Source organism: Virgibacillus dokdonensis, assembly GCF_900166595.1.
GTDB classification, from domain to species: Bacteria; Bacillota; Bacilli; order Bacillales; family Amphibacillaceae; genus Virgibacillus; species Virgibacillus dokdonensis.
Map to the genome: position 1 here is coordinate 1,621,644 of NZ_LT745763.1, position 25,773 is coordinate 1,647,416.

The 25,773-nt window shown below is 35.8% G+C and carries 23 protein-coding genes; 21 read left to right on the forward strand and 2 right to left on the reverse strand.

Annotated features, from left to right (window positions below):
* Nucleotides 1-102: 102 nt before the first annotated feature.
* The 9 genes from B2C77_RS09065 (at nt 103) to uvrC (ending at nt 10,800) form a co-directional block, all read left to right on the forward strand.
* Nucleotides 103-2,445, forward strand: coding sequence for an endonuclease MutS2 (locus B2C77_RS09065; RefSeq protein WP_077703324.1), 2,343 nt, complete (start codon nt 103-105; stop codon nt 2,443-2,445).
* Between the two features lie 30 nt (nt 2,446-2,475).
* Nucleotides 2,476-2,886, forward strand: coding sequence for a DUF350 domain-containing protein (locus tag B2C77_RS09070; protein WP_414930266.1), 411 nt, complete (start codon nt 2,476-2,478; stop codon nt 2,884-2,886).
* 316 nt (nt 2,887-3,202) lie between these two features.
* Complete coding sequence (locus B2C77_RS09075) at nt 3,203-4,888, forward strand: long-chain-fatty-acid--CoA ligase (RefSeq protein ID WP_077703326.1); 1,686 nt, start codon at nt 3,203-3,205, stop codon at nt 4,886-4,888.
* Between the two features lie 119 nt (nt 4,889-5,007).
* Entirely contained in the window at nt 5,008-5,592 is a 585-nt protein-coding gene (fadR, locus tag B2C77_RS09080) for a fatty acid metabolism transcriptional regulator FadR (protein WP_077703327.1), read from the forward strand.
* 29 nt (nt 5,593-5,621) lie between these two features.
* Nucleotides 5,622-6,398: an enoyl-CoA hydratase gene (locus B2C77_RS09085; protein WP_176087302.1), complete on the forward strand. Its 777-nt coding sequence runs from the start codon at nt 5,622-5,624 to the stop codon at nt 6,396-6,398.
* A gap of 19 nt (nt 6,399-6,417) precedes the next feature.
* Entirely contained in the window at nt 6,418-7,191 is a 774-nt protein-coding gene (locus B2C77_RS09090) for an electron transfer flavoprotein subunit beta/FixA family protein (protein ID WP_077703328.1), read from the forward strand.
* 26 nt (nt 7,192-7,217) lie between these two features.
* Nucleotides 7,218-8,204: an electron transfer flavoprotein subunit alpha/FixB family protein gene (locus B2C77_RS09095; protein ID WP_077703329.1), complete on the forward strand. Its 987-nt coding sequence runs from the start codon at nt 7,218-7,220 to the stop codon at nt 8,202-8,204.
* Nucleotides 8,205-8,577: 373 nt separating this feature from the next.
* Complete coding sequence (gene trxA, locus B2C77_RS09100) at nt 8,578-8,892, forward strand: thioredoxin (protein WP_073010223.1); 315 nt, start codon at nt 8,578-8,580, stop codon at nt 8,890-8,892.
* A gap of 117 nt (nt 8,893-9,009) precedes the next feature.
* Nucleotides 9,010-10,800 (forward strand): excinuclease ABC subunit UvrC, encoded by a 1,791-nt coding sequence (gene uvrC / locus B2C77_RS09105; protein ID WP_077703330.1) that lies wholly within the window; start codon nt 9,010-9,012, stop codon nt 10,798-10,800.
* A 216-nt stretch (nt 10,801-11,016) separates the two neighbouring features.
* On the opposite strand, the gene B2C77_RS09110 is transcribed toward uvrC, so the two are convergent.
* Entirely contained in the window at nt 11,017-11,460 is a 444-nt protein-coding gene (locus tag B2C77_RS09110; protein WP_073010228.1) for a YslB family protein, read from the reverse strand.
* A 695-nt stretch (nt 11,461-12,155) separates the two neighbouring features.
* On the opposite strand from B2C77_RS09110, the gene B2C77_RS09115 reads away from it, so the two are divergent.
* The 8 genes from B2C77_RS09115 (at nt 12,156) to B2C77_RS09150 (ending at nt 20,810) form a co-directional block, all read left to right on the forward strand.
* Nucleotides 12,156-12,770 (forward strand): succinate dehydrogenase cytochrome b558 subunit, encoded by a 615-nt coding sequence (locus tag B2C77_RS09115; protein WP_101933801.1) that lies wholly within the window; start codon nt 12,156-12,158, stop codon nt 12,768-12,770.
* A gap of 30 nt (nt 12,771-12,800) precedes the next feature.
* A complete protein-coding gene (gene sdhA / locus B2C77_RS09120) occupies nt 12,801-14,564 on the forward strand; it encodes a succinate dehydrogenase flavoprotein subunit (protein ID WP_077703332.1) in 1,764 nt (587 codons plus the stop codon).
* 2 nt (nt 14,565-14,566) lie between these two features.
* Nucleotides 14,567-15,331, forward strand: a complete 765-nt coding sequence (sdhB, locus tag B2C77_RS09125) for a succinate dehydrogenase iron-sulfur subunit (protein WP_077703333.1) — start codon at nt 14,567-14,569, stop codon at nt 15,329-15,331.
* 388 nt (nt 15,332-15,719) lie between these two features.
* Entirely contained in the window at nt 15,720-16,160 is a 441-nt protein-coding gene (locus B2C77_RS09130) for an acyl-CoA thioesterase (RefSeq protein ID WP_077703334.1), read from the forward strand.
* 426 nt (nt 16,161-16,586) lie between these two features.
* Nucleotides 16,587-16,751: a helix-turn-helix domain-containing protein gene (locus tag B2C77_RS09135; protein WP_077703335.1), complete on the forward strand. Its 165-nt coding sequence runs from the start codon at nt 16,587-16,589 to the stop codon at nt 16,749-16,751.
* Nucleotides 16,752-17,325: 574 nt separating this feature from the next.
* Nucleotides 17,326-18,945: an ABC transporter substrate-binding protein gene (locus B2C77_RS09140; protein WP_077703336.1), complete on the forward strand. Its 1,620-nt coding sequence runs from the start codon at nt 17,326-17,328 to the stop codon at nt 18,943-18,945.
* A gap of 56 nt (nt 18,946-19,001) precedes the next feature.
* A complete protein-coding gene (locus B2C77_RS09145) occupies nt 19,002-19,982 on the forward strand; it encodes an ABC transporter permease (RefSeq protein ID WP_254843958.1) in 981 nt (326 codons plus the stop codon).
* Nucleotides 19,983-20,810 carry an ABC transporter permease gene (locus tag B2C77_RS09150; protein ID WP_077703337.1) on the forward strand — a complete coding sequence of 276 codons (828 nt, stop codon included), beginning with the start codon at nt 19,983-19,985 and terminating at the stop codon, nt 20,808-20,810. It abuts the gene before it with no gap.
* Nucleotides 20,811-20,959: 149 nt separating this feature from the next.
* Here B2C77_RS09150 and B2C77_RS21385 read toward each other — a convergent pair whose 3' ends face one another.
* Nucleotides 20,960-21,139, reverse strand: a complete 180-nt coding sequence (locus B2C77_RS21385; protein WP_141130707.1) for a hypothetical protein — start codon at nt 21,137-21,139, stop codon at nt 20,960-20,962.
* Nucleotides 21,140-21,529: 390 nt separating this feature from the next.
* Between B2C77_RS21385 and B2C77_RS09155 the strand changes: the two genes are divergently transcribed.
* From B2C77_RS09155 to B2C77_RS09170, 4 genes are all read left to right on the forward strand, one after another.
* Nucleotides 21,530-22,453, forward strand: coding sequence for an ATP-binding cassette domain-containing protein (locus B2C77_RS09155; RefSeq protein ID WP_217697381.1), 924 nt, complete (start codon nt 21,530-21,532; stop codon nt 22,451-22,453).
* A complete protein-coding gene (locus tag B2C77_RS09160) occupies nt 22,440-23,060 on the forward strand; it encodes an ABC transporter ATP-binding protein (protein ID WP_217697382.1) in 621 nt (206 codons plus the stop codon). The genes B2C77_RS09155 and B2C77_RS09160 overlap by 14 nt, the downstream gene beginning before the upstream one ends.
* 905 nt (nt 23,061-23,965) lie before the next feature.
* Entirely contained in the window at nt 23,966-24,187 is a 222-nt protein-coding gene (locus B2C77_RS09165; RefSeq protein ID WP_077703340.1) for a hypothetical protein, read from the forward strand.
* A 43-nt stretch (nt 24,188-24,230) separates the two neighbouring features.
* Entirely contained in the window at nt 24,231-25,769 is a 1,539-nt protein-coding gene (locus B2C77_RS09170; RefSeq protein WP_077703341.1) for a DEAD/DEAH box helicase, read from the forward strand.
* Nucleotides 25,770-25,773 lie beyond the last annotated feature (4 nt).

A 25,773-nucleotide genomic window follows, 5' to 3' on the forward strand; every position in this document is an offset into this window, starting at 1 on the left:
TAACTGGTGTATGTTGTACAACACGAAGATCGAAAAAGCAAAATAGGAGGTTATGAAGAAGCTCCTATTTATCTTGAACAATCTGTAAAAGGAGTTATTGACATGAACGAGCGCATGTTACGCGTACTCGAGTTTGATAAGATTATTGAACAAGTAACCAATTATGCAGCAACATCTATTGGGAAACAAGCATTGCAGCAAACGCATCCTTCTACAGATATGGACACAGTGGTTCGCTTGCAAGATGAAACGGATGAGGCAACGCATATAGAGAGGTTAAACAAAACGCTACCTTTGGGAGGGGTTTTTGATATACGCCCAAGTTTAAAACGCGTTTCCATTGGAGGAGTGCTATCCGCAGGCGAGTGTATTGAGGTTTCTAGCACTATATATGGCGCAAGGATGGCAAAAGACTTTGTCGATCGATTAGAGGAAGATTTTCCTATTCTTAGTGCAATGGCAAAGGAGATTACTCCGTTAAGACAATTAGAACAAGCAATCAATCGTTGTATTAATGATGACGGTCATATGCTAGATAGCGCTTCTGAAAAGTTACGAGGAATACGCTCTTCCATTCGTACGTTAGAAAGTAGGGTCAGAGAGAAATTAAGCAACTTTACGAAAACACATAGCAACAAATTGTCAGATGTTATCATCACAATACGAAATGATCGCTATGTTCTCCCGGTAAAGCAGGAATATCGCAGTGCTATCGGAGGAATTGTTCACGATCAATCCGCTTCAGGTCAAACGCTATTTATGGAGCCAAAAGCTGTTGTTGATATAAATAATCAATTACAAGAAGCGTTTGTTAATGAAAAGAGAGAAATGGACAGGATATTAGTTTCACTTAGCAACTTGATTGCAGAAGAAGTAAATGCTTTAGAGCATAATGTTCATTTACTTGGAAAAATGGATGTTATATTTGCCCGTGCAAAATACGGTCAGGCAATGAAAGGTACGAAACCAATAATGAATGACCGCGGTTTTATTAAAATGAACCAAGCTAGACATCCATTAATTGATCCACAAGACGTTGTTGCGAATGATATTAAGTTAGGCAAGGATTATACAGCAATTGTAATTACAGGACCGAATACAGGGGGGAAAACGGTCACCTTAAAAATGGTCGGACTCTGTTGTTTAATGGCTCAATCTGGTTTGCAAATTCCGGCATTGGATGGATGCGAGCTTGCTGTGTTCTCTCATGTTTTTGCAGATATTGGTGACGAGCAGTCAATAGAGCAAAATTTAAGTACGTTTTCATCACATATGACTACAATTGTAGACATTTTAAAGTATATTGATGAAAAAACACTTGTATTGTTTGACGAGCTTGGTGCTGGTACTGATCCTCAAGAAGGAGCAGCTTTAGCAATGGCAATCCTCGATGAAGTGATTGAAAGACAAGCTAGAGTAATAGCAACGACTCACTATCCAGAATTAAAAGCTTACGGATTTAATCGACGACAAGTTTTAAATGCTTCTGTAGAATTTGATGTTGAGACGTTACGTCCTACGTATCGTTTGTTATTAGGCATACCTGGACGAAGTAATGCCTTTGATATATCTCGGCGCTTAGGGCTTTCCACAGTAATTATTGATCATGCAAAGTCCTACGTCGGCATGGATTCCAAAAATGTTGAAAATATGATTGCTTCTTTAGAGCAATCGCAATTGAAGGCAGAAAAGGATTACGAGCAAGCTCATGACTTGCTACAACAAGCAGAAAACTTCTATGAAGATGTAAAGAATATTTGGCATGAATGGCAAGAGAAGAAAGAAAAACTGTACCGAAAAGCTGAAGAGAAAGCTGATAAAGCCATTCAAAAAGCACGGGAAGAAGCAGAGCTTATCGTTCAAGAAATTCGCAACATGCGTAGTGAAGCGGAGTGGAAAGAGCATGAATGGATTGAAGCTAAGAAAATGCTTGATGATGCTAAACCGGAGTTATCGGCAAAACAAGACACCTCTACTCCCTCCAAAAAACGAGAAGAAAAAGTACTAGAACCTGGTGATGATATTAAATTACTTACGATTAATCAGAAGGGGACAGTGTTAGAAAGAATAAGCGATTATGAGTATTTGGTTCAAGTTGGCATTATGAAAGTGAAAGTGAATCGAAAAGATTTACACTACATGGGTAAAACAAAAGAGAAATATGAGCAGCCAATTACAACCATTAAAGGAAGCAACTACCATGTGAAAACAGAATTGGATATTCGAGGGGAAAGGTTAGAAGATGCGCTGTTAAAATTAGAAAAGTATGTGGATGATGCGCTACTTGCTGGTTATCCAAGGGTTTCCATTATACATGGAAAGGGAACTGGAGCACTTCGAAAAGGTGTTCAGCAGTTTGTACAACAACATCCGAGAATAGCTAACTTCAGGGCAGGTGAAGCTGGAGAAGGCGGTAGTGGAGTAACGGTCATTAATTTGAAATAAGAGTGAGTATTCGAGGTGAATAGGATGGAAATGGGAGTAGCCTTTTGGGAAAATGTAGTCGTACAAACTGCAGCCAGATACAGTGTGGTGATTTTATGCACGTTAGTGTTCTTAGCAATTTTAGAAATAGTCACGTCATATAAAAATTGGGAAGAAATTAAAAAAGGAAATTTTGCAGTTGCCATGGCAACAGGTGGGAAAATATTTGGTATTGCGATTATTTTTCGTTACTCTATTGAACATAATGATACATTGGTTCAAAGTATTGGGTGGGGTGTATATGGTTTTATCTTGTTATTACTAAGTTATTTTGTATTTGAGTTTTTGACACCAGTACTGAAAGTCGATGAAGAGATAGGGAATGGTAACAAAGCAGTAGGATTTATTTCAATGATTATTTCAGTAGGTTTGGCTTTTGTTATTGGTGCTAGCATAGGGTAAGAGGGGGAGAAACCTATGGTGTTAGATCGTTTAGCAAAGATATTAATTGTTGTAGCTATCTTATTTATTGGTGTAGGGATCGTATGGTTAATGGTCTAACGTTAAGTTGTATGCTATTAGGAGGTATTATTAAACTTGGCAATGATTGCCAAGTTTTTTTATAGGAAAAGGTTTTATCGTATTAGGCAAACTAGGGTTTTCACCATAAAGATTTAGAGGTAATCAAGTTTTTCTGAAAAATAATTAAATAATATTTCAAAAAATAACGATTAATCGGTATAATGTAAATAAGCATAAAGCAAAGGGAGGAAAAAACATGGGAGAAACGAAAAGTTGGTTTCAGCACTATCCACCTGAAATAAAAACATCACTCCACTATGACGAAAAGCCGCTCCATCGATTTTTACTCGAAAGTGCTGAAACATTCCCCAAAAAGAAAGCGCTTCATTTTATGGGGAAGGATTTGACGTATGAAGAACTTTATAATCAAGCAACCCAAATGGCAAACTATTTACAACAACTAGGTATGGAAAAAGGAGATCGAATTGCTATCATGCTGCCAAACTGTCCACAATCTGTTGTCACGTATTACGGGGCTTTAATGGCAGGTGGTATCGTTGTACAAACAAATCCACTGTATAAAGAAAGGGAGTTGGAATACCAGCTGAAGGATTCTGGCGCGACTTTTATTGTATGTCTAGATATTTTACTACCCCGTGTTACAAATGTAAAAAATAATACAGATATCCAACATACTATTGTTGCAAGCATCAAAGATTATTTGCCATTTCCTAAAAACTTAATTTACCCTTATATACAAAAGAAACAGTACAATATGGTTGTAAAAGTAGAACAATCCGACAATATACATGTATGGGATTATATGATGGATGTCGCTCAGTCTGCTTATGAAAAGGTTGCTGTTAATCCAAAAGAAGATTTGGCTTTATTGCAGTATACCGGTGGAACAACTGGAAATCCAAAAGGAGTGATGCTTACCCACCATAATTTAGTTTCTAATGTCCAAATGTGTCAAGCTTGGATTTATAAAACGAATCCTGGTGAGGAAATCGTATTAGGAGTATTACCGTTTTTTCATGTTTATGGAATGACAGCAGTTATGAATAATGCGATTATGATGGGTGCTAAAATGATCTTGTTACCTAAATTTGATGCAACAGAAGTATTGAAAACGATTGATAAGCATAAACCAACGCTTTTCCCAGGAGCACCTACAATTTATGTGGCTTTATTAAATCATCCTAAATTAGAGCAGTATGATTTATCATCGATTAAAGCTTGTATAAGTGGTTCTGCACCATTACCTACAGAGGTTCAAGAACAATTTGAAAAGGTGACAGGAGGTAAACTTGTAGAAGGTTATGGCTTAACAGAAACATCACCTGTTACTCATGCAAATTTTGTTTGGCATGAGCGGAGAAATGGTAGTATTGGGGTGCCGTGGCCAGATACAGATGCTAAAATAATTGATGAAGAAACGATGGAAGAAGCGCCGATCGGAGAGATTGGAGAGATTGCTGTTAAAGGTCCCCAAATCATGAAAGGATATTGGAACAATCCTGAAGAAACAGCCCAAGTACTAAAAGACGGATGGTTATTTACAGGTGATTTAGGATACCAAACAGAAGATGGTTACTTTTATGTCGTAGATCGAAAAAAAGATATGATTATTGCTGGTGGATACAATATATATCCTCGTGAAGTAGAGGAAGTGTTATATGAACATGAAGCGATTCAAGAAGCTGTTGTGGCTGGTATTCCCGATCCGTATCGAGGGGAAACAGTAAAAGCTTATGTAGTTTTAAAGCCAGGTTATGCAATAACAGAAGACGATCTTAATACGTATTGCCGAAAACACTTAGCAGCATTTAAAGTACCTCGCATTTATGAATTTCGTGAAGAACTTCCTAAAACAGCGGTTGGTAAAATTCTAAGGAGACAACTTATTGATGAAGAAAAAGAAAATTTACAAGTAAATTGAGCTTTCCGGCTCTTTTTTATCTAGCATTGTACAAGCAATGGCATTGACAGTTCTCTTAGAAAGAGATACAATAATGAATGAACAATCATTCATTATTGTATGGAATTTAGGAGAGAATCATGAAGAAAAATAAACCGAAATACAATCAAATTATTGAGGCGGCAGTAAAGGTTATCGCAGAGAATGGTTACCATGCCTCTCAAGTATCAAAAATTGCCAAACAGGCAGGAGTAGCAGATGGAACAATTTATCTGTACTTTAAAAACAAAGAAGATATATTAATCTCTGTTTTTGAAGAAAAAATGGGGCAATTCATTACGCATATTACAGATGCCATTCAGAAGAAGGAAAATGCAAATGAAAAGCTTTACGAACTAATTAAACTACATTTTCGCCAGTTAAGTGAAGATCACCATTTAGCTATTGTTACGCAGTTGGAGTTGAGGCAATCGAACCCTTCCTTGCGTTTACAAATCAATAATGTGTTAAAACCTTATTTAAATGTCATCGATACCATCATTACAGAAGGGATGGAAGAAAAAGTTTTTCGGAAAAATTTGAATTTACGACTTGTTCGTCAGATGATTTTTGGTACACTAGATGAAACGGTTACAAATTGGGTGATGAAAGATAGAAAGTACAATCTTGTTGATTTAGCAACGGAAGTTCATACATTATTAACAGAAGGACTTCAATCAAAGTAGTAGAACAATAAAACAAAGGGGGATGAAGTTTGACGAACACACTATTTTTGGAAGCGAATCATTCTATTGCTTATGTAACGATCCAAAGTCCGCCAGCAAACGCTTTATCTAGTATTCTATTAAAAGATTTGGAAGCAGTGTTGAATAAGATAGAGGGAGATTCAAGTATAAAGGCGATTGTTTTAAAAGGAGAAGGGAAATTTTTTTCAGCAGGAGCAGACATAAAAGAATTTACAGCTTTGCAACAAGCATCTGACTATGAATCTATGGCAAAACGAGGGCAAGATTTGTTTGCTCGCATGGAAACGTTCCACATTCCCATTATTGCCGCTATTCATGGTGCTGCTCTAGGCGGAGGACTGGAGCTTGCTATGGCTTGCCATATGAGAATTATAACGAAGGAGGCAAAACTTGGTTTACCTGAAATAACATTAGGTATTATACCAGGTTTTGCTGGTACACAACGTTTGCCGCACTTTGTTGGTTCGGCTAAAGCGTATGAAATGATATTGACTGGAGAGCCAATCAATGGGGAAGAAGCATATTCTTATGGCTTGGCAAATAAAGTAGTGGAAGAAGACGCATTGGAAGAAGAAGTAAAACAGTTAGCTGAAAAAATAGTTTCTAAGAGCAAATTAACTATTCAGCAAATCATGCGTTTAATTCCCTATGCAAAGACTAGTTTATTTGCAGAAGGAGTATCAGAAGAAGCAAAAGCATTTGGCGAAATTTTTGGATCTGAGGATGCGAAAGAAGGCGTGCAAGCATTCATTGAAAAACGGAAACCGAACTTCCAGGATAACTAAACAAAAAGGAGGAGCAATAATGGAAATTTATGTGTTACTCAAGAAAACATTTGATACAGAAGAAAAAATTAACGTATCAAACGGGCAAATTGAAGATGAAGGTGCTGAATTTATTATTAATCCATACGACGAGTATGCCGTTGAGGAAGCCATTAAACAACGGGATGAGCATGGAGGTGAAGTCACCGTTGTAACAATTGGAGATGAAGATTCAGAAAAACAATTACGTACTGCTTTAGCAATGGGGGCAGATAAAGCAGTGTTAATAAATACAGAAGATGATGTAGAAGATGGTGATCAATATACAACAGCAAAAATTTTGGAAGCGTTTTTTGAGGATAAAGAACCTGACTTAATCCTTGCTGGAAATGTAGCTATTGATGAAGCAAGTGGGCAAGTAGGTCCGCGACTTGCAGATGCACTAGATATCCCATATGTGACAACGATTACAGACTTAAAGGTTAGTGGAGATACAGCTACCGTGGAAAAAGATGTGGAAGGAGATGTGGAAATAGTAGAAACAACTCTGCCACTATTGGTGACCTGCCAACAAGGGCTAAACGAACCAAGGTATCCTTCACTTCCAGGAATAATGAAAGCAAAAAAGAAGCCATTAGAAGAACTGGAAATAGACGATTTAGACTTAGATGAAGATGACGTAGAAGCGAAAACGAAAACAGTAGATATCTTCTTACCGCCGGAGAAGGAAGCTGGCAAGGTACTAGAAGGTGAACCACAAGAGCAAGTAAAAGAACTTGTTACATTATTGAAAACGGAAGCGAAAGTACTGTAATTTTAAGACAGAGAGGAGTAATGAACTTGAGTGAAAAAATAGTAGTAATTGGAGAAGTGAAAGATGGTGTATTACGAAATGTTTCTTTTGAAGCGATAGCAGCAGCAAAAAAGGTTACCGCTGATGGTGAAGTAGTTGGTGTAGTATGCGGTAATGGTGAAATGTCTTCATTAGGAAAAGAAATGATTCATTATGGAGCAGACCGTGTAATAACAGTAACACATGAAAACTTAAAAAATTACACCTCGGAAGGATATGGTCAAGCAGTAATGGCTGTTGTCGAGGAAGAATCTCCACAAGTAATTGTGATGGGGCATACATCCATAGGAAAAGACCTTACGCCAAAGCTAGCGAGTAAGCTAAATACTGGACTCATTTCAGATGCAGTAGACATTGAAATAGCTGATGATCAAGTTCAATTTGTCCGTCCTATCTATTCTGGAAAAGCATTTGAGAAGAAAGTTATTACGGATGGTTTAACATTTTTCACTATTCGCCCTAATAATATTGCAGCCCTAGATAAAGATACATCCAGATCGGGAGAGGTAACTGACAAAGCAGTTGAAATTACTAGTATTCGCACGGTTATTAAAGATGTAATAAGAAAGGCTTCTGAGGGGGTTGATTTATCTGAAGCAAATGTAATTGTAGCTGGTGGTCGCGGTGTGAAAAGTGAAGAAGGATTTAAACCTCTCTATGAATTAGCCGAAGTATTAGGTGGTGCAGTAGGAGCTTCACGAGGTGCTTGTGATGCAGAATATTGTGATTACTCCTTGCAAATTGGGCAAACAGGAAAAGTTGTTACACCAGATTTATACATTGCAGTTGGTATCTCTGGTGCCATTCAACATTTGGCGGGCATGTCAAATTCCAAAGTAATTGTAGCTATTAATAAAGACCCAGAAGCGACCATCTTTAATATAGCAGACTACGGTATGGTTGGAGATTTGTTTGACATCATTCCACTTTTGATTGAGGAAGTGAAGAAAGCAAAAGTAGGAACAGGAGCTTAGAAGAAAAAGGTGCTAACGATACTAAAATAAGGATAGCAAATGCTCCGGAAACTCTCCCTATCGAAGTGAAAGAACTGTTTGCTTTCCACATGCTGTGGCAAAGCAAACACATCTTTTCCTGGAAATATAGAATTTCATTTTCTCTCCATAGAGCCTTGCCGTTAGGTCCAACTTTTAAGAGGGGGAGATTTCCGGAGCAATCATTAGGTGTGCTTACATATAAGGAAAACAAAAGAAACAAATGTATTGATTTTTAGGCTTTAGAAATGATATAAACAATGCATAAGCAAATAATTAGGATGCTTATTTAAACGATGATATACTCAACGTAATAAGCGGTAAAGCTTTATCTAAGTCGAGGAGGAATGAAAGAATGGCAATTATTAATGCTACTGATCAGACGTTTGCCAAAGAGACTGCAGAAGGTTTAGTACTAGCAGATTTTTGGGCGCCATGGTGTGGACCATGTAAAATGATTGCACCAGTATTGGAAGAAATTGATGGTGAAATGTCTGAAAAAGTTCAGATTGTAAAATTAGATGTTGACGAAAACCAAGAAACAGCAGGTAAATTTGGTGTGATGAGTATTCCAACATTGTTGTTATTTAAAGATGGTCAAGTCGTTGACCAAGTAATCGGTTTTCAGCCGAAAGAAGCATTAGTTGATTTAATTAACAAACATGCTTAACAAATGGTATACTATTCTTTAGAATAGAAGATGAAGAATCCCTTGTTGCTAAATAGTGACAAGGGATTTTCTAGAGTCTTACATGGTAGAACATGTCTGTTAAAGGAATGAATGTAGATGAACCAAAGTATAAAAGATAAACTAGCGGTTTTACCAGCAAAGCCAGGCTGTTACTTGATGAAGGATAAATATGAAAGCGTCATTTATGTTGGAAAGTCAAAAGTATTAAAGAATCGGGTGCGTTCTTACTTTACTGGAGCACATGATCGAAAAACGCAACGTTTAGTGCAAGAGATTGAAAGTTTTGAGTATATTGTAACTTCTTCCGAGATAGAAGCACTTATTTTAGAAATGAATTTAATTAAAAAATATGATCCTAAATATAATGTTATGCTCAAAGACGATAAGTCTTACCCCTACTTAAAAATTACATCTGAACGCCATCCAAGGTTGCTAATTACGAGGAAAATAAAGAAAGATAAAGGCAAATACTTTGGTCCTTATCCAAATGTTATCGCGGCGAGAGAAACAAAAAAGTTATTGGATCGACTTTACCCTCTTAGAAAATGCAATAACCTTCCTGGGCGACCTTGCTTGTACTATCATATGGGCCAATGTTACGCCTGTAGTAACAATCCGCCTACAAAAGAAGAATATGCAGCAATTGTCCAAAATGTATCATCTTTTTTACATGGTGGATATAAAGCAATAAAAAAAGACTTAACGAAGAAAATGCAGCAAGCGAGTGAAGCGTTGAATTTTGAAAGAGCGAAGGAATTAAGAGATCAAATTCATCACATTGAGTCTGTCATGAAACAACAGAAGATGACGTTAAACGACCAAGCAGATAGGGATATTTTTGCATATAGTTATGACAAAGGATGGATGTGCATCCAAGTATTTTTTATTCGTCAAGGGAATTTGATTGAACGAGATATAGCTGTTTTTCCTTTTTTCGATGAAGCTGAAGAAACATTTATTAGTTATGTTGGCCGTTTTTATCTCCATCAAAACCATCCGAAGCCAAAACAGATTCTTGTTCCTCTTGGTACCAATACAGAACTATTGAAAGATTTACTTGAGGTGGATGTGCATACGCCATATCGTGGAAGAAAAAAAGAATTAGTGAAGCTAGCGGAAGAAAATGCACGCATTTCGTTAAATGAGAAATTCTCTATTATTGAGCGAGACGAAGAAAGAACAATTGTAGCTGTAGAGCGCTTAGGAGAAACTCTTAATATTGAAACACCGCATCGAATAGAAGCATTTGATAATTCCAACATTCAAGGGACTGATCCAGTTTCTGCGATGGTTGTTTTTATAGACGGTAAGCCAGCTAAGAATGAGTATCGTAAATACAAAATTCGCAATGTTGATCGACCGGATGATTATGAAACAATGAGAGAAGTTATTAGAAGGCGTTACACGAGAGTTTTAAAAGATAAACTTCCATTACCAGGTTTAATTATTGTAGACGGTGGAAAAGGTCAAATGAGTGCCGCGTTGGATGTGCTAGAAAATGAGTTAGGGCTAGACATTCCTTTATGTGGTTTAGCAAAAGATGATCGTCATAAAACAAGTGAGCTTTTATATGGTTTTCCACCTCAAATTATAGATTTAGATCGCAAATCGAATGAATTTTATCTTGTCCAAAGGGTGCAGGAAGAAGTGCATCGTTTTGCCATTACCTTTCATCGTCAATTACGTGGGAAAAACGTTGTACAATCTGAATTAGATAATATTTCAGGTATTGGTCAAAAAAGAAGAAGACTGTTGCTAACACATTTTAAAACAATTACGGAAATAAAACAAGCTAGTATGGACGACCTGATAAAATTGGGTATTCCACGTGACGTCGCTGAAAATATTATTACCCATTTTCAAGCAGCTAACATAGAAAAGCAGTAGCGCCATGATCTGGCAATCTACTGCTTTTTTACTGGCGGACATTTAAGGTGCGTGTCCAAAGGGTATTAAAAGATCAAGGATATCGGTCGGATCTTGCTTTTTTGCACCAACGAAATGTTTCTATAACAATGTATAGTAAAAAATTTGTAGTATAGGGGGTTAAGAGCTCTTGTTTCAAGCAGGCTAATGAAAGCTGCTATTTTTGTATTATTTCTATTAATCCACCGAAAACATGGCTTTAAACTCAACTTGATGAATTCTTTTATTAATTGTTTCTACGCACTCGCAATCTCTGTTTTCAATTATATGTAGAGCTTCTGCTAAAAAACCAGCTTCTAGACGAAAATCAGTAGAAAATGAAGCTTGTAATCGTGACGCAACTGCATCAGACATCAATTGAAAGGTCATTGATTTACGTTTATCTTTTACAACTTCTAATCGCCCGAAGCCTAAAAGTGTGAAAATATGTATGACATCATCTACGGTTTGTATATCAAACTTTCTGGCAAGTTTTCTCCCCATGAAATATAACAGGGTTGGAGATTCTTCACCTAGTAATTCTGGTAAACTAACATATCGTAAAATATCAAAGCCGACACCTTCTGTATGTAATGCTTCTAAATCGTGAACGGATATAACCGTTGTTTGTTGGTTTGTCATTCCATGTCATCCTCTCTGAAATACCCGTAAAGTAAGGGTAAATAAACATCTTCCTACAATGAACATTTTTTCTTCATAATGAATACTTTAAAAGTTAAAGCTTGCAGCTCTCTCTTAATAGTAAACGACGAGTGGTTATAGAGCGTACTTTTAGTTTACACTATAGAAAAGTATAAAAAGTTGTAAGGTATATAGAATAAGAAAAACTACAGCTTTCGTCATAAAAATTGGCGACAAGCCAAGTTTTTCTAATACTTTTTCCTTTTGTAGTAGTACTTAATAATTACATCATTCCATGATTTGAAGACCATCATTTACGTTGATTTCACTACCATATGTATGTAGCTTGTTATATTATCTTAAATAATTTTAGTACGTGCAAGTCACAAATCTTTGAGCTTCTACTAGTTTATCATACTTAAGATGCTTCCTAAATGCTAGAAAATATATAAATGGGCAAGGTGTATGCATTAAAATAATTTTTTTGAAAAAGTACAAGTAATGGGAATACTTTTAACGCATGCAAAAATAGAAATAAAGGTACCGTTTTCTTGACGCTTGCAATAGTTAGAAGTACAATAAACATGTCACAATTGTACAACGTCAACTCGCCGTACTTCCTTTAAGAGTTGAACTTTTAAATATGTACAACACTATGAAACTAATTAATGATCAAATTAAAGGGGGGGAACACATTGACAGAGCATCGTGAGTTTCTAACAAGAAGAGTGCACTCGTTATTAGGTGTAATTCCAATAGGTCTTTTTTTGGTTCAACATTTAGTGGTGAATCATTTTGCTGTTTATGGAGAAGAGAATTTTAATAAAGCAGCCGATTTTATGCACAGTCTACCATTTAGACTCGTATTGGAATTCGGGGTTATTTTTATTCCAATTTTGTTTCATGCTATTTTAGGGGTATATATTGTATTTGTAGCACGAAGCAACACGAAAAGATATAATTTTTTCCGTAATTGGATGTTCTTATTACAGCGAATAACGGGTATTATTACGTTTGTCTTTGTTGTTTGGCATGTGTGGGAGACAAGAATACAGTTAGGATCACAAGGAGCCGACTATAGCCTAATGGAAGGGATTCTTTCCAATCCATTTATGTTCTGGTTCTATATGATTGGTGTCCTATCTACTATTTTCCATTTTGCCAATGGATTATGGAGCTTCTGTGTGACTTGGGGTATTACACAAACACCTAAATCACAAAAAGTAGTTACATATGCAACTGTAGTTGTTTTCTTAGCACTAAGTTATGTCGGTGTAAGAACAATTCTTACATTTGCTTACGGTATTTAATTCAAAGGAACAGGGAGTGGGTGACAAGTTATGAGTAAACGGAAAATTGCCATAGTTGGCGGAGGTTTAGCTGGCTTAATGGCAACAATAAAAGCAGCAGAAGCAGGAGTAAGTGTTGATTTATTTTCCATTGTTCCTGTAAAGCGCTCTCACTCTGTATGTGCTCAAGGTGGAATAAATGGTGCAGTTAATACTAAGGGAGAAGGGGATTCTCCTTGGCTTCACTTTGATGATACAGTGTACGGTGGAGATTTCTTAGCAAACCAACCGCAAGTAAAAGCGATGTGTGATGCAGCGCCTGGAATTATTCATATGTTTGATCGGATGGGTGTTATGTTTAACCGCACACCTGAAGGATTGCTAGATTTTCGTCGTTTTGGTGGAACGCAAATGCATAGAACAGCTTATGCTGGAGCAACAACAGGACAACAATTACTTTATGCGGTGGATGAGCAAGTTCGTCGTTATGAGGTAGAAGGTCTTGTGACAAAATATGAAAACTGGGAATTTGCGCGGGCAGTTATTGATGAAGAAGGTGTTGGTAGAGGGATTGTAGCTCAAAATGTGAAAACGCATGAGATAAAAGCATTTCCATCTGATGCAACCATTTTTGCTACTGGTGGTCCTGGAATTATCTTTGGTAAATCTACTAATTCTATGATTAATACTGGATCTGCTGCAAGTAAGTTGTACCAGCAAGGTGCAAAATATGCCAATGGTGAATTTATTCAAATTCATCCTACAGCTATTCCTGGTGATGATAAATTACGATTAATGAGTGAGTCTGCCCGTGGTGAAGGGGGCAGAATTTGGACATATAAAGATGGAGAACCTTGGTATTTCTTAGAGGAAAAATATCCAGCTTATGGTAACCTCGTACCAAGAGATATCGCCACACGTGAAATTTTTGACGTATGTGTGAACCAAAAACTTGGTATAAATGGCGAGAATATGGTGTATTTGGATCTATCACATAAAGATCCAAAAGAGCTTGATATAAAACTAGGCGGAATTATTGAGATATATGAGAAATTTGTTGGCGAAGATCCTCGAAAAGTGCCGATGAAAATCTTCCCTGCTGTCCATTATTCCATGGGCGGACTGTGGGTCGATATTAATCAAATGACTAATATCCCTGGTATTTTTGCTGCAGGAGAATGTGATTATTCGCAGCATGGTGCTAACCGTCTTGGTGCTAATTCATTATTGTCTGCTATTTATGGAGGAGCTGTTGCTGGTCCAAAGGCAATGGAATATATAAAAGGTTTAGAGAAGCATGTCGATGATTTGCCATCTCATTTATTTGAAGAGAATGTAAAAGTGGAACAAGACCACTTTGAAAAATTAATGAACATGGATGGCGAAGAAAATGCTTATCACCTTCATAAGGAACTTGGTCAGTGGATGACTGATAACGTAACCGTAGTGCGTGATAATAAAAAATTATTGCAAACAGATGAAAAGATTCAAGAACTACTGCAACGTTTTGAAAACATTAATATTAATGATACCTCTCGTTGGAGTAACCAAGGTGTTATGTTTACACGTCAGTTGGAAAACATGCTTCATTTAGCACGTGTTATTACACAAGGCGCTTATAATCGGAATGAGAGCCGTGGTGCTCATTATAAACCTGAATTCCCAGATCGAAATGATGAAGAGTGGTTGAAAACAACGATTGCAGAATTTGACGTGGAAGAAAAAGCACCTAAATTTTCTTATGAGGATGTAGATATTTCATTAATCAAACCTCGTAAGCGTGACTACACGAAAAAAAGTGAAGGGAGTAAGTAAGAATGGCTGATAATAAAACAGTTACTTTTATTATAACTCGACAAGACAGCCCTGATTCTAACTCCTATACAGAAACGTTTAAAATACCTTATAAGCCAAATATGAACGTTATTTCTGCATTGATGGAAATTAGACAAAATCCGGTTAATGCAAATGGAGAGAAAACAACACCAGTTCAGTGGGATATGAACTGTCTTGAGGAAGTATGTGGTGCATGTTCCATGGTGATTAATGGGGTAGCAAGACAGTCTTGTGCAGCACTTGTAGATCAGCTTGAACAGCCGATCCGACTAGAACCAATGTCAACATTTCCAGTTGTTCGCGATCTAATTATCGATCGTAACCGCATGTTCGATGCGTTAAAGCAAGTGAAAGCTTGGATACCACTTGATGGTACACATGATTTAGGAGCAGGTCCACGTATGCCTGAAAAGAAACGGCAATGGGCATATGAATTATCGAAATGTATGACTTGCGGTGTTTGTCTAGAAGCTTGCCCAAATGTCAATGATAAATCCAATTTCATTGGTCCAGCAGCTATTTCGCAGGCTCGTTTGTTTAATGCACATCCAACTGGAGAAATGAATGCAAGTGAACGTTTAAATGGGTTGATGGAAGATGGAGGTATAGATGGTTGTGGAAACTCGCAAAACTGTGTACAAGTTTGCCCTAAAGGCATTCCACTGACGACTTCTATTGCTGCCATGAACCGAGCAACAAATATCCAAGCGTTTAAAAACTTTTTTGGAAGTGACAACGCACATTAATTTAATTAGCTATACTAACGACCCTCTGCCTCTAAGAAGGCTGAGGGCTGTTTTTCACTAATAATTATGAGAAATTTTAGAATGATGATTATATTTACTTTGAATAGAAGTGGGTTAAGAGCTGACTTTAAAAATTAAAATTTGTACTGCAAAAAAAGCAATTTGAAGGTTTTAGTGTAGGAAAAATGACAACGTTCATCGCTACGAATAAGTTCTAAGACTACGTGAAGATTCTTTTATAGCTAAATGTTTGTGTGCGTGTTACGTTAAATTTTTTAGCAATCAAACTAGCGGCATGTTGCGGCGGAGGTAGTAGATTAAATGAATTGACTGTGACAAGCTTATATTTGTCCAATCCCATACATTATTTTTTTAAAGAGGTGAAAATGTGCGAATATCTTATATTGACAATTTAAATGAGTGGAGTAAAACTTTTTCCTTTTCTATACCAGTTACGATTCGTTTTTCTGAGACAGACTTATTTGGTCATATGAACAATACTACTGCGTTTATTTATTTTGAGCAGGCAAGAATTGAATTTTTGAAGGCTACAGGTGTTTTTGATGGGAATACGAATACAGAGGGAATACCAGTAGTATCTGATTTACAATGCGATTTTTTAAAGCAACTGTACTTTGATCAAACTATCCAAGTGTATGTGAAAGCACATCATGTTGGTAGATCTTCTGTAGATATACATTATATGGTTTTAGATGATAAACAAGAAATTGCTTTGACTGGAAGAGGAAGACTTGTATACATTCATGCAAAAACAGGCAAGCCAATATCATTAGGAGAATCAATGAGAATAGCTTTGGCGCAAAAGTAAACAGAAATAGTATACGTTATATTAGAGAGAGTCGATTTTACAAGTTGCAGAACGTTGTAATCGATCTCTTTTTTAAATTTAGAGAATAAAGTGGTGGCATTAATCTTGTTAATAAAAAACCCCTCATTTTCTAAATATACAGTTAAATTTGTTTCGGGAAGTAGTGTTCTTCTTCCAGCATGTGAATGGTAGCCTAGATGCTTTTCATTTGTCTTTTCCTTTTCGTCAGTTACTAAAAGTGGCGATTACTTAAGAAACCTCCACTTCAAGCAATCTACAAGGTGGTAAGTAAAGGGATTAGTTCACAAGATTTCTGTGACCCCTCATAAATGTACGCACCGTTTAATTGCTTTTACATAAGCTATTATTGACTAAATAATTTCCCTTCATTTTGCAGCTCTATTGACAGCAAGGAGGGGTTACCATTTGAAGGACAACGAGTATAAACCGAAGCAATTATTAACTAAACGGGAAAAAGAAGTATTTGAACTATTAGTTCAGGATAAAACCACAAAAGAAATTGCCCAGGAATTATTCATATCAGAAAAAACTGTCCGAAACCATATTTCAAATGCTATGCATACCAATTGAAAATGTGATTCCCTGTTTTATTGCTAAATGTTTTACCAAAGTAGGCGTTAAATACTCTCCGCCTATAGGCGCCGGATGTTTGACGCTTTTTAATGGATAGACTTTAATTTTTGATACCGCACTATTTAAAGATATTTTACCGCTTTGCTTCCATTTCTTCTACCGTATTTCCTACTCTATTTTTTTATTTCAAAGTTATATTAAATAGTCTGCTGTGCTACTTCTGTTCCTAAAAAGATTATATAAGAAAAAACAGCTAATATTACGAATATAAAATTAAAATAGTTTGCTTGACTTTTAACTGTAAAGTTAATACAACGCTACTAATATATAAATGAAATATAAGATATCATCGTTAAATCGCTATTAAAGTTCGAACGAAACTATTATATATAAAGTTTTAAAAAAACCGAAAATACTTAAAACAATTGCTTCTTTGCTGATTTGCTTTTTTGACTAAACTTCACTATAATTGATTATGATAATCATTATCAATTATAGTGAATGATGAGGTGAACTTTTTAATTTAAGGGAAATAATATATCAAAATACAGTTTAGGAGAGTCGAATTGTCATGCGATATGATAATCAAAAGCTATGGTTAATGTTGTTTGCGTTGCTTATTACATTAGTCTTAGCAGCTTGTAGTAGTGATAATGTTGCTAAGAATCAAACGGAAAAGGATAAGAGAGAGTTAGTAGTATCAATGGGAGAGCGTATCCCTCACGAATTCGACCCTAAGAAACGCTGGGGAATGTATAACGAGGCTCGTATTATTCATAGTACATTGTTAAAGAAAACACCAGATTTAGAAGTAGAAGGAGATTTTGCCAAGGATTACACGATTTCTGAAGATGGTAAGCAATGGACGTTTGACTTACATAATAATTTTAAGTTTTCTAATGGCGATCCTGTGACAGCAGAAGATGTGAAGTTTTCATACGAAACGTTAATAGAAGACGGTAAGCATTGGGATTTATCATTTGTCGATAAGATTGAAATCCCTGATAAGAATAAAGTTATATTTTACTTAAGTGAGCCACGTTCAACTTTTTGGGCGCAATTAACAGAAGTTCCTATATTGCCTAGAAAACATTATGACGAAAACTATTCTCAAAATCCAATTGGTTCGGGGCCATATATGGTTACTCAGTATGATAAAGATGAGCAAGCTATATTTGAAGTGAACCCACATTGGCATGGCAAGGAACCATACTTTAAAAAATGGACGTGGGTCACATTAGATGAAAACACTGCTTTAGCTGCTGCAAAATCAGGTGAAGTGGATATGATTTATGCACTTCCAGAATTTGCTGATACTAAAATTCCTGGGTGGAAACTTTTTGAGTATGAGTCTAATGACGTGCGAGGCTTGTCTCTGCCGTATGTGAAGCCAGGAGAAGTTGAGTCTGCTGATGGTTATCCTGTTGGTAATGAAGTAACGAGTGATGCTGCTATTCGCAAAGCGTTGAATATTGGATTGAATCGACAAGAAATTGTGGACACGGTCTTAAATGGTCATGGAGCACCAGCTTATTCGATTGTTGATGGTATGCCATGGTGGCATGAAGAAACTGCAATTGAAGACAATCGAGTCGAAGAAGCAAGTGAGCTATTAGAGAAAGCAGGTTGGAAGCTAAATAAAGATGGAACTCGCGTAAAAGGAGATACCAAAGCGCAATTTGATTTGTATTATCCTACAAATGACAAATTACGGACTAATGTAGCTATTGTTGCAGCAGAACAGGCTAAAGCATTAGGTATTACAATTAATTTAATAGGGAGTAATTGGGATGAAATGGTGACTAAATCACATAGTGACTCTTTATTATATGCTGGAGGACGTCATCACCCTAACCAATTTTATACGTCACATGATTTAAAGTTAGCAGGTCACGGATGGACAAATATTACTTTTTATCATAATCCTGTTGTATTAGATTATATGGATAAAGCAATCAGTTCAACGGACTTAGAAGAAGCTAATAAATATTGGAAGCTAGCACAATGGGATGGCAAAGAAGGTGCAAGTGTATTAGGCGATTTACCAAATGCATGGTTAGTTCGTATTAATCATACGTATTTAGGTGATAAGCGTATTAATGTTGGTAAACAACCGATTCATAGTCATGGTCATGACTGGGCATTATTGCATAATATTGCTGAGTGGACTTGGGATGAAGACGCTAAATAGTAATGGTAGGGGATGTATATACATCCCTTACTTAAAAGTTTAAGGAGTAGTTTATTGTGAATCCTAGAATAAAGCAAGTAGTGCAAGTTGTTTTAAGAGGCATTTCGTTACTTATAGGGCTATCAATACTGACCTTTATTTTAATGAAAAACTCCCCAGTAGATCCTGTTATGGCAAGTGTTGATTATGACACTTCAATAACTCCGGAGCAGTATGCAGCAATTGAACAGCATCTTGGTTTGGATAAGCCTGTGACGATTCAATATTTTATGTGGTTGGAACGCCTACTTTCAGGTGATATGGGAAATTCTTTAATTCATCATGCACCCGTTAGTACAATTATTAAAGATAAAGCGAGAGCTTCAGCTGCATTGATGTTGATATCTTGGTTTCTTTCGGGTGTGCTAGGCATTATTTTAGGTACTATTGCAGCACTATATCGTGGTAGATTAATAGATAAAATGATTCGGTGGTTATCGTACTTACAAGTTTCTGTTCCTACATTTTGGTTAGGGTTAATTATCTTATTAGTGTTTTCTGTAGGGTTAGGTTGGTTCCCCATAGGTATATCAGCACCTATAGGTGTCGTCGCTGAAGATGTTTCGCTTATTGAAAAAATACATCATTTGATATTGCCTGTATTAACACTGAGTATTTTAGGTATCGCTAATGTTGCTTTACACACAAGAGAAAAAATGATACTCGCATTAAACAGTGAGTATGTACTATTTGCGCATGCTAGAGGAGAAAGTAAGTGGCAAATTCTAAAAAATCATGCATTTCGTAATGCCATAGTGCCAGCTATTACGATTCAATTTGCTTCTTTTGGTGAGTTATTCGGAGGCTCGGTGCTTGCAGAGCAGGTATTTTCATATCCTGGTTTAGGATCAGCTTTAACAGAAGCAGGGTTAAAAAGTGATACGCCATTATTATTAGGTATTGTCATTGTTGGTGCATTATTTGTGTTCTTCGGTAACTTGATTGCAGATATTATTAATGCAGCAATTAATCCGCAATTAAAAAGAGGAGGGATATAAATGGAGGCGGCAACAAATTTAAAACAAAAGCTGATTATTAGCGTAGCCTTTTCTAGTGGTATGATTGTATGTATTCTTTTTTTGAGTATGCTATTGGATGGTACCAACTTGCTGACAGATGCCACACAAAAAAGTCAGCCTCCGAGTCTACACCATATATTTGGTACGGATTGGCTAGGAAGAGATATGTTTATTAGAACGATTGAAGGGCTTAGCTTTTCCATGTTAGTGGGTGTTATTGGCTCATTGGTGGGTGTAGTGCTTGCAATTGGACTTGGTGTTTCAGCTGCGATGTTCGGAAAAAAGGTAGATAGTTTTATTTCGTGGTTAATTGATTTATTTATCGGTATGCCACATTTAATTTTTATGATATTAATTTCGTTTGCTGTTGGTAAGGGAGCCTTAGGCGTAATTGTAGCTGTAGGTTTAACTCATTGGCCTACTTTAGCCCGTGTTATACGAAATGAAGTAGATGCAATTAAAAGTGCTGATTATATTAAAATATCCAAAAATATAGGTAAGACACGCTTTTATATTTTACATAAGCATATTTTGCCAGTTATTTTCCCACAAATCATGATAGGTTTTTTATTGCTTTTCCCACATGCGATTATACATGAAGCATCCATGACATTTTTAGGTTTTGGATTATCTGCACAGGTACCATCTATAGGTTTAATTTTGTCAGAAGCTGTTAAGCATATTTCATTAGGCGACTGGTGGTTAGCTGTATTTCCAGGCGTACTGCTTATATTGCTGGTAAAAAGCTTTGATAATATTGGTGAATCCTTAAAACTTATATGGATGCCTCCAACAACCAAGTTATAGAAAGGTGTAGTTTGAAAGAATGTAAACATCTTTATAAATAAAAAAGCGCATAGACAAACAAGCCTGTACAAGAGGCTGGAAGTTGGTAACGATAAGCGAGTTCTTTTTCTCGCTTAATTTTAAATTGATTAATTTAAATTGATACCAAATCACTCACGAATTTGATGAATCTCTAAAGACGGTGTAATACTAACTTGAATTAAACTGTGCTTGTGCAAATTACAAAGCCAAATGGAATCTTTTATATCGTTTTTCTTACTACGGATACCATTAACGTATTTTACGTTAGCGACGACAATATCACAATCGTTTTCCAATAAATTAAACACAGGGTGTCAGCTTTTTTCTGTAGATTTTATATAGACATGGGCGCAAGATAGAGATTTTAACGAATTTCGAAGATGAAGTGAATCTCCTGTAAACGTCTTTGGTACTCATTAACCATCCTTTGGTTATGTAGTACCTACCGTTATGACAACAAATTTTTTTGGTCATTAATTCCATAGCAAATTTGATAAACAATCTTTAGCATAAACAAATTCTCACCTAATTTAATAGTGAATAATAAAGACAAGACATTGACTGTTGGCCACGTAATAAACTGGAATTGTTTATAAAAGGATTAATTTACGTGCTCATTGCCATACTTATTTGCACCTAAAAATGGAAAATGGCTAGTATACGGGCGCGAAGTAAAAAACTGTACCACTCAACTCCCTGTGCTCAGTAGTGTAGCTGCCTATCAGTTATATTATAGCAACTTTTTCGGGGGAGGAAGAATTACTTTCATTAATTTTTGTGCCTTAAGTACAGTGAAAGGAATGATACTTAGTATGAACGAACCATTTTTATCAATACGTGATTTACATATTTCATTTTCGCGATATACACCTAAACTAACTATTGAGCAGATTACACCAGTCCGCTCATTGAATATAGAGATTTATAGAGGTGAGATTTTAGCTGTAGTGGGTGCTAGTGGTTCAGGAAAAAGTTTGTTAGCACATGCTATTATGGGGATCTTACCCTCAAATGCTAAGATGTCTGGAGAGATCTATTATGATGGTCAACCACTTATGCCAAAAAAGATTAAACAGTTGCAAGGTGAAAAAATAGCTTTCATTCCACAATCTATTAACTATTTAGATCCCTTAATGAAAGTGAAGAAACAGGTGCAAATTGGTTTGCCTAAGAAGGGTAAGAAAAAAATTCAAGAATCGTTGTTTGAGGCATATGATTTACAAAAGCAAGACGGTGATTTATACCCTTTTCAACTATCAGGGGGTATGCTCCGCCGTGTGCTGTTTGCAACTAGTGTTAGAGATAGCGTAAAGTTAGTAATCGCAGACGAACCTACACCTGGTATCCATGTTGAAGCTTTAGATAAGGTGCTAAAGCAACTACGTGTATTTGCTGATAACGGTATGGCAGTACTACTCATTACACATGATATTCTATCTGCGCTATCTATTAGTGATCGAGTAACTATAATGAAGGATGGTACTGCGCTTGAAACAGCATCTGCTAATAAGTTTGAAGGAAGAGGGGAGCAGTTAAAAACATCCTATGCGAAGGCGTTGTGGCGAGCATTGCCTACTAATGATTTTTTGCATGCGGAGGGCTTAGATAATGTTACAATGTGAAAATATTGGATTTTCATATGATAACCAAAGCTGGCTTTTTGAGGGTGTATATTTAACTGTTAAACCAGGAAAAGTTGTAGGTATCTCTGGGATGAGTGGCTGCGGTAAAACAACGTTAGCTAAAGTGCTTGCAGGCCATTTACCTTATCAAAAAGGAAGAATTTTGATTAACCAAGATATAGTAGACAAAAAAGATTTTAATCCAGTACAGCTTATATTGCAACATTCGGAAAAATCTGTGAACCCATATTGGAAAATGAAAGATATTTTAGCTGAAAGTTATATCCCATCAATGGAGCTGTTAGAGCAATTTGGTATAAAGGAAGAGTGGTTATCGCGTTGGCCGATAGAGCTATCAGGTGGTGAGCTTCAACGATTTTCGATTGTACGAGCGCTACACTTAAAAACTAAATATATTATTGCAGATGAAATCACAACGATGTTTGATAGTATAACGCAAGTGCAGATTTGGAGAGCTCTATTAAATATTTGCCAAAAGAGAAAGCTGGGGTTAATTGTTATTAGTCATGAAATGGATATTTTAACTAAAATTTGTGATGAAATATACACTATGCAGGAGTTGAAGAAAAGTATAATAGATAGATGAGACCCTCTAATCTCGATTTACAAAAAACTTATTGACACATCCTGTTAAACCGACTATGATTCTATCATTAATAGCTTCTTCAATACTAAATAGCGAAGAGTCAATGTTCTTTATATAAAAGATAACTAATAAAAATTAACTGAAAAACAAGTAAAAAATCAAGCCATCTAAAATATAAGATTGGCTTGATTTTATAATATTTGTTTGTAAATGTGCCTGATTGGTTAATTGTGTTTTTATCCTGTTTTTGACGACAACTAGCTATCTATATATAACGTCACATACAACTCGAGCGATTGTTTTTATTCCGAGTCTGATATTAATTAGCAAAATGAATCCGGAAACAGTTGTTTTCTTAAGTTTAATAGGAATGAATTTCTGTTTAACGTTCCCTGTAAGTTCTAAAGCTTTATTAATTTATTATGAAGACGTAGAAGTATCTTTTAATTCTATTAAGCTATATAAAATCAGTGCATACTTCTGCCCATATACTTGTTGACAGCTATGGCTTTCTACTTCACCTATTGGAAGTGGATAGGAATGCATTTGTAAATAGTGTGAAAATGAAAAAGTATAAATTGTGTCGTCAGGTTAGGTAAAGCCGAGTTAGAAATCATATATTCAGTAGAAATTTGTCTTTTCTTTATTTGTTGACATTCGTTAATAAGGCATGAATATTTGATTGATTTTATTTATTAATGAATGTATTTATTCATTTTCTGTTTAATTATAATAGTTATGAAGAAAGACTTAATGTGTTATGCGAATAAATTGAAAATTAAAATGTTATAAATTCGGATTCACTTTTATTTAAAGCTCATAGTACTTTTGACCACGATATTGCATTTAAGTTATGAAGTAAACTAATCTTCAATTGGTAAGGAAGAATATTTAGGAGTGAAACAATGCGGAAAGAAGATGTGAAATCTGTTTTAGAGGCTTGGAAACTAGTTGAATCTCTGTCTCCAAGCGAGGTAAAGGGTATTGGAGAGGTGATACAAATTAGTTTATCAGAAAAGCCGTGGGAGCAGGTGAAATTAAAAGAGTCTAGTAAAGAAAAACTACATTTTCGCTATTATTTGGGTTGCTTTCAACAATATAAACTAAGAACTACAATTCCTATGTGAGCAGCTTAAAGATATTGATAAGTTACCAAGAGCATTAGATAGATTGGAGACAACTTTAATATTTATTGAAGAAGAGAAGAAAAGAGTAGAAGAGACACTAGAACATTACCAAGAGAGAAAAACATTATTAGAAGAAGAATTTGAAACAGCTTCAAGAGAAGGGCTTTTAAAGAGAGTAATTAGAAAAGTGCTTTGTAAAAAGAATGAACAAATATTACAATTAGAAGCTGAATTAGTAGAAATTAATGCAAAAATTGAGACAGAAGCAGATACTTTACATCAATTGAACTTAAAAAAGTATGCAACACAAGAAGTTATGAAGGAAGAAAAAAATAAAATAGATTACTATGATCGTGTAATGGAAAAATATGAAGATCAAAATTTAGTGCTACCTGATGAGAAATATTGGAGTAGTTCTGCATACGATTATAGGCAAGAAAAAGCAATTTGGATCACAGATGAATTAAACCATGAAAGAGGATTGTTATTTTTAAAAGCAATGAAGATTCATAAGTTGATATTAATATTCAACTACAAAGCGGTAAGATCTAACCTTCGTTTATTAAATTACCGAAATCAGTTAGATTTAAACCAGAGTGAACATAGACGATACTTGGAATATGCTTGGCAAGCTGTTCATTTGATAACTCCATTAATAAGTACTACTTTTGCAAGTTTTAGTTTGATGTATAAAGGGGTAAGCAAAGATTTTATTGATTATTTGTTTATTGATGAAGCTGGGCAAGCTAGTCCACAGCAAGCAGCAGGAGCATTATGGCGTTCCAAAAATGCTATTGTAGTTGGAGATCCACTTCAAATAGAACCAGTCGTAACTATTGATCAAACAATTCTAGGAGACATTAAAAAATACTATAATGTGGATTCTATTTATATTGATAAAGGATCCTCTGTACAATCTATTGCTGATAATGCAAATAGATTTGGAGTATATAATAAGTATGGACAGTGGATTGGAATTCCTTTATGGGTTCATAGAAGGTGTTCAAGTCCAATGTTTACCATTTCTAATGAAATTGCTTATGATAATAAAATGGTCTTAGCTAAAAAGGAAAAGCTTGGAGAAAGCGCATGGTTTCATTGTATAGGTAGTGCAATTAATCGCCAATTTGTAAAAGAACAAGCATACTTTGTTGCGGAAAAGATCTCCTCACAATGGAAAAATGGTATAGAGCCACCAGATATATATGTAATCACTCCTTTTACCGCTGTTAAAGACGGTATTAAGAACATTGTAAGAGCACGCTTAAAGCAAGAAGGTATTCCAATTCGAGATATAAGTAGCTGGATTATTAAATCAATAGGAACCGTTCATACATTTCAGGGCAGGGAGGCAGATATTGTTTATTTTGTAGCTGGAACAGATGAAAAAAGCGATAGCGCTGCCGATTGGTCATGCTCTAAGCCTAATCTAATTAACGTGGCTGTGACAAGAGCAAAAGAAGAATTTTACATGGTAGGGGATTATAAACGTCTTTCAAAAAAAGAATATTATAAAACTATTGCAGGAAATATTGGTGAAGTTTACAATCTTGAAAATAGCAGGTATGTAATAAAGAAATAGAAAA

What these genes read in the sequence shown, in the direction of transcription:
- B2C77_RS09065 (WP_077703324.1), top strand. Translation starts at nt 103, where the DNA reads ATGAACGAGCGCATGTTACGCGTACTCGAGTTTGATAAGATTATTGAA.
- B2C77_RS09070 (WP_414930266.1), top strand. Translation starts at nt 2,476, where the DNA reads ATGGGAGTAGCCTTTTGGGAAAATGTAGTCGTACAAACTGCAGCCAGA.
- B2C77_RS09075 (WP_077703326.1), top strand. Translation starts at nt 3,203, where the DNA reads ATGGGAGAAACGAAAAGTTGGTTTCAGCACTATCCACCTGAAATAAAA.
- fadR (WP_077703327.1), top strand. Translation starts at nt 5,008, where the DNA reads ATGAAGAAAAATAAACCGAAATACAATCAAATTATTGAGGCGGCAGTA.
- B2C77_RS09090 (WP_077703328.1), top strand. Translation starts at nt 6,418, where the DNA reads ATGGAAATTTATGTGTTACTCAAGAAAACATTTGATACAGAAGAAAAA.
- trxA (WP_073010223.1), top strand. Translation starts at nt 8,578, where the DNA reads ATGGCAATTATTAATGCTACTGATCAGACGTTTGCCAAAGAGACTGCA.
- uvrC (WP_077703330.1), top strand. Translation starts at nt 9,010, where the DNA reads ATGAACCAAAGTATAAAAGATAAACTAGCGGTTTTACCAGCAAAGCCA.
- B2C77_RS09110 (WP_073010228.1), bottom strand. Translation starts at nt 11,460, where the DNA reads ATGACAAACCAACAAACAACGGTTATATCCGTTCACGATTTAGAAGCA.
- sdhA (WP_077703332.1), top strand. Translation starts at nt 12,801, where the DNA reads ATGAGTAAACGGAAAATTGCCATAGTTGGCGGAGGTTTAGCTGGCTTA.
- sdhB (WP_077703333.1), top strand. Translation starts at nt 14,567, where the DNA reads ATGGCTGATAATAAAACAGTTACTTTTATTATAACTCGACAAGACAGC.
- B2C77_RS09140 (WP_077703336.1), top strand. Translation starts at nt 17,326, where the DNA reads ATGCGATATGATAATCAAAAGCTATGGTTAATGTTGTTTGCGTTGCTT.
- B2C77_RS09150 (WP_077703337.1), top strand. Translation starts at nt 19,983, where the DNA reads ATGGAGGCGGCAACAAATTTAAAACAAAAGCTGATTATTAGCGTAGCC.
- B2C77_RS09160 (WP_217697382.1), top strand. Translation starts at nt 22,440, where the DNA reads ATGTTACAATGTGAAAATATTGGATTTTCATATGATAACCAAAGCTGG.
- B2C77_RS09165 (WP_077703340.1), top strand. Translation starts at nt 23,966, where the DNA reads ATGCGGAAAGAAGATGTGAAATCTGTTTTAGAGGCTTGGAAACTAGTT.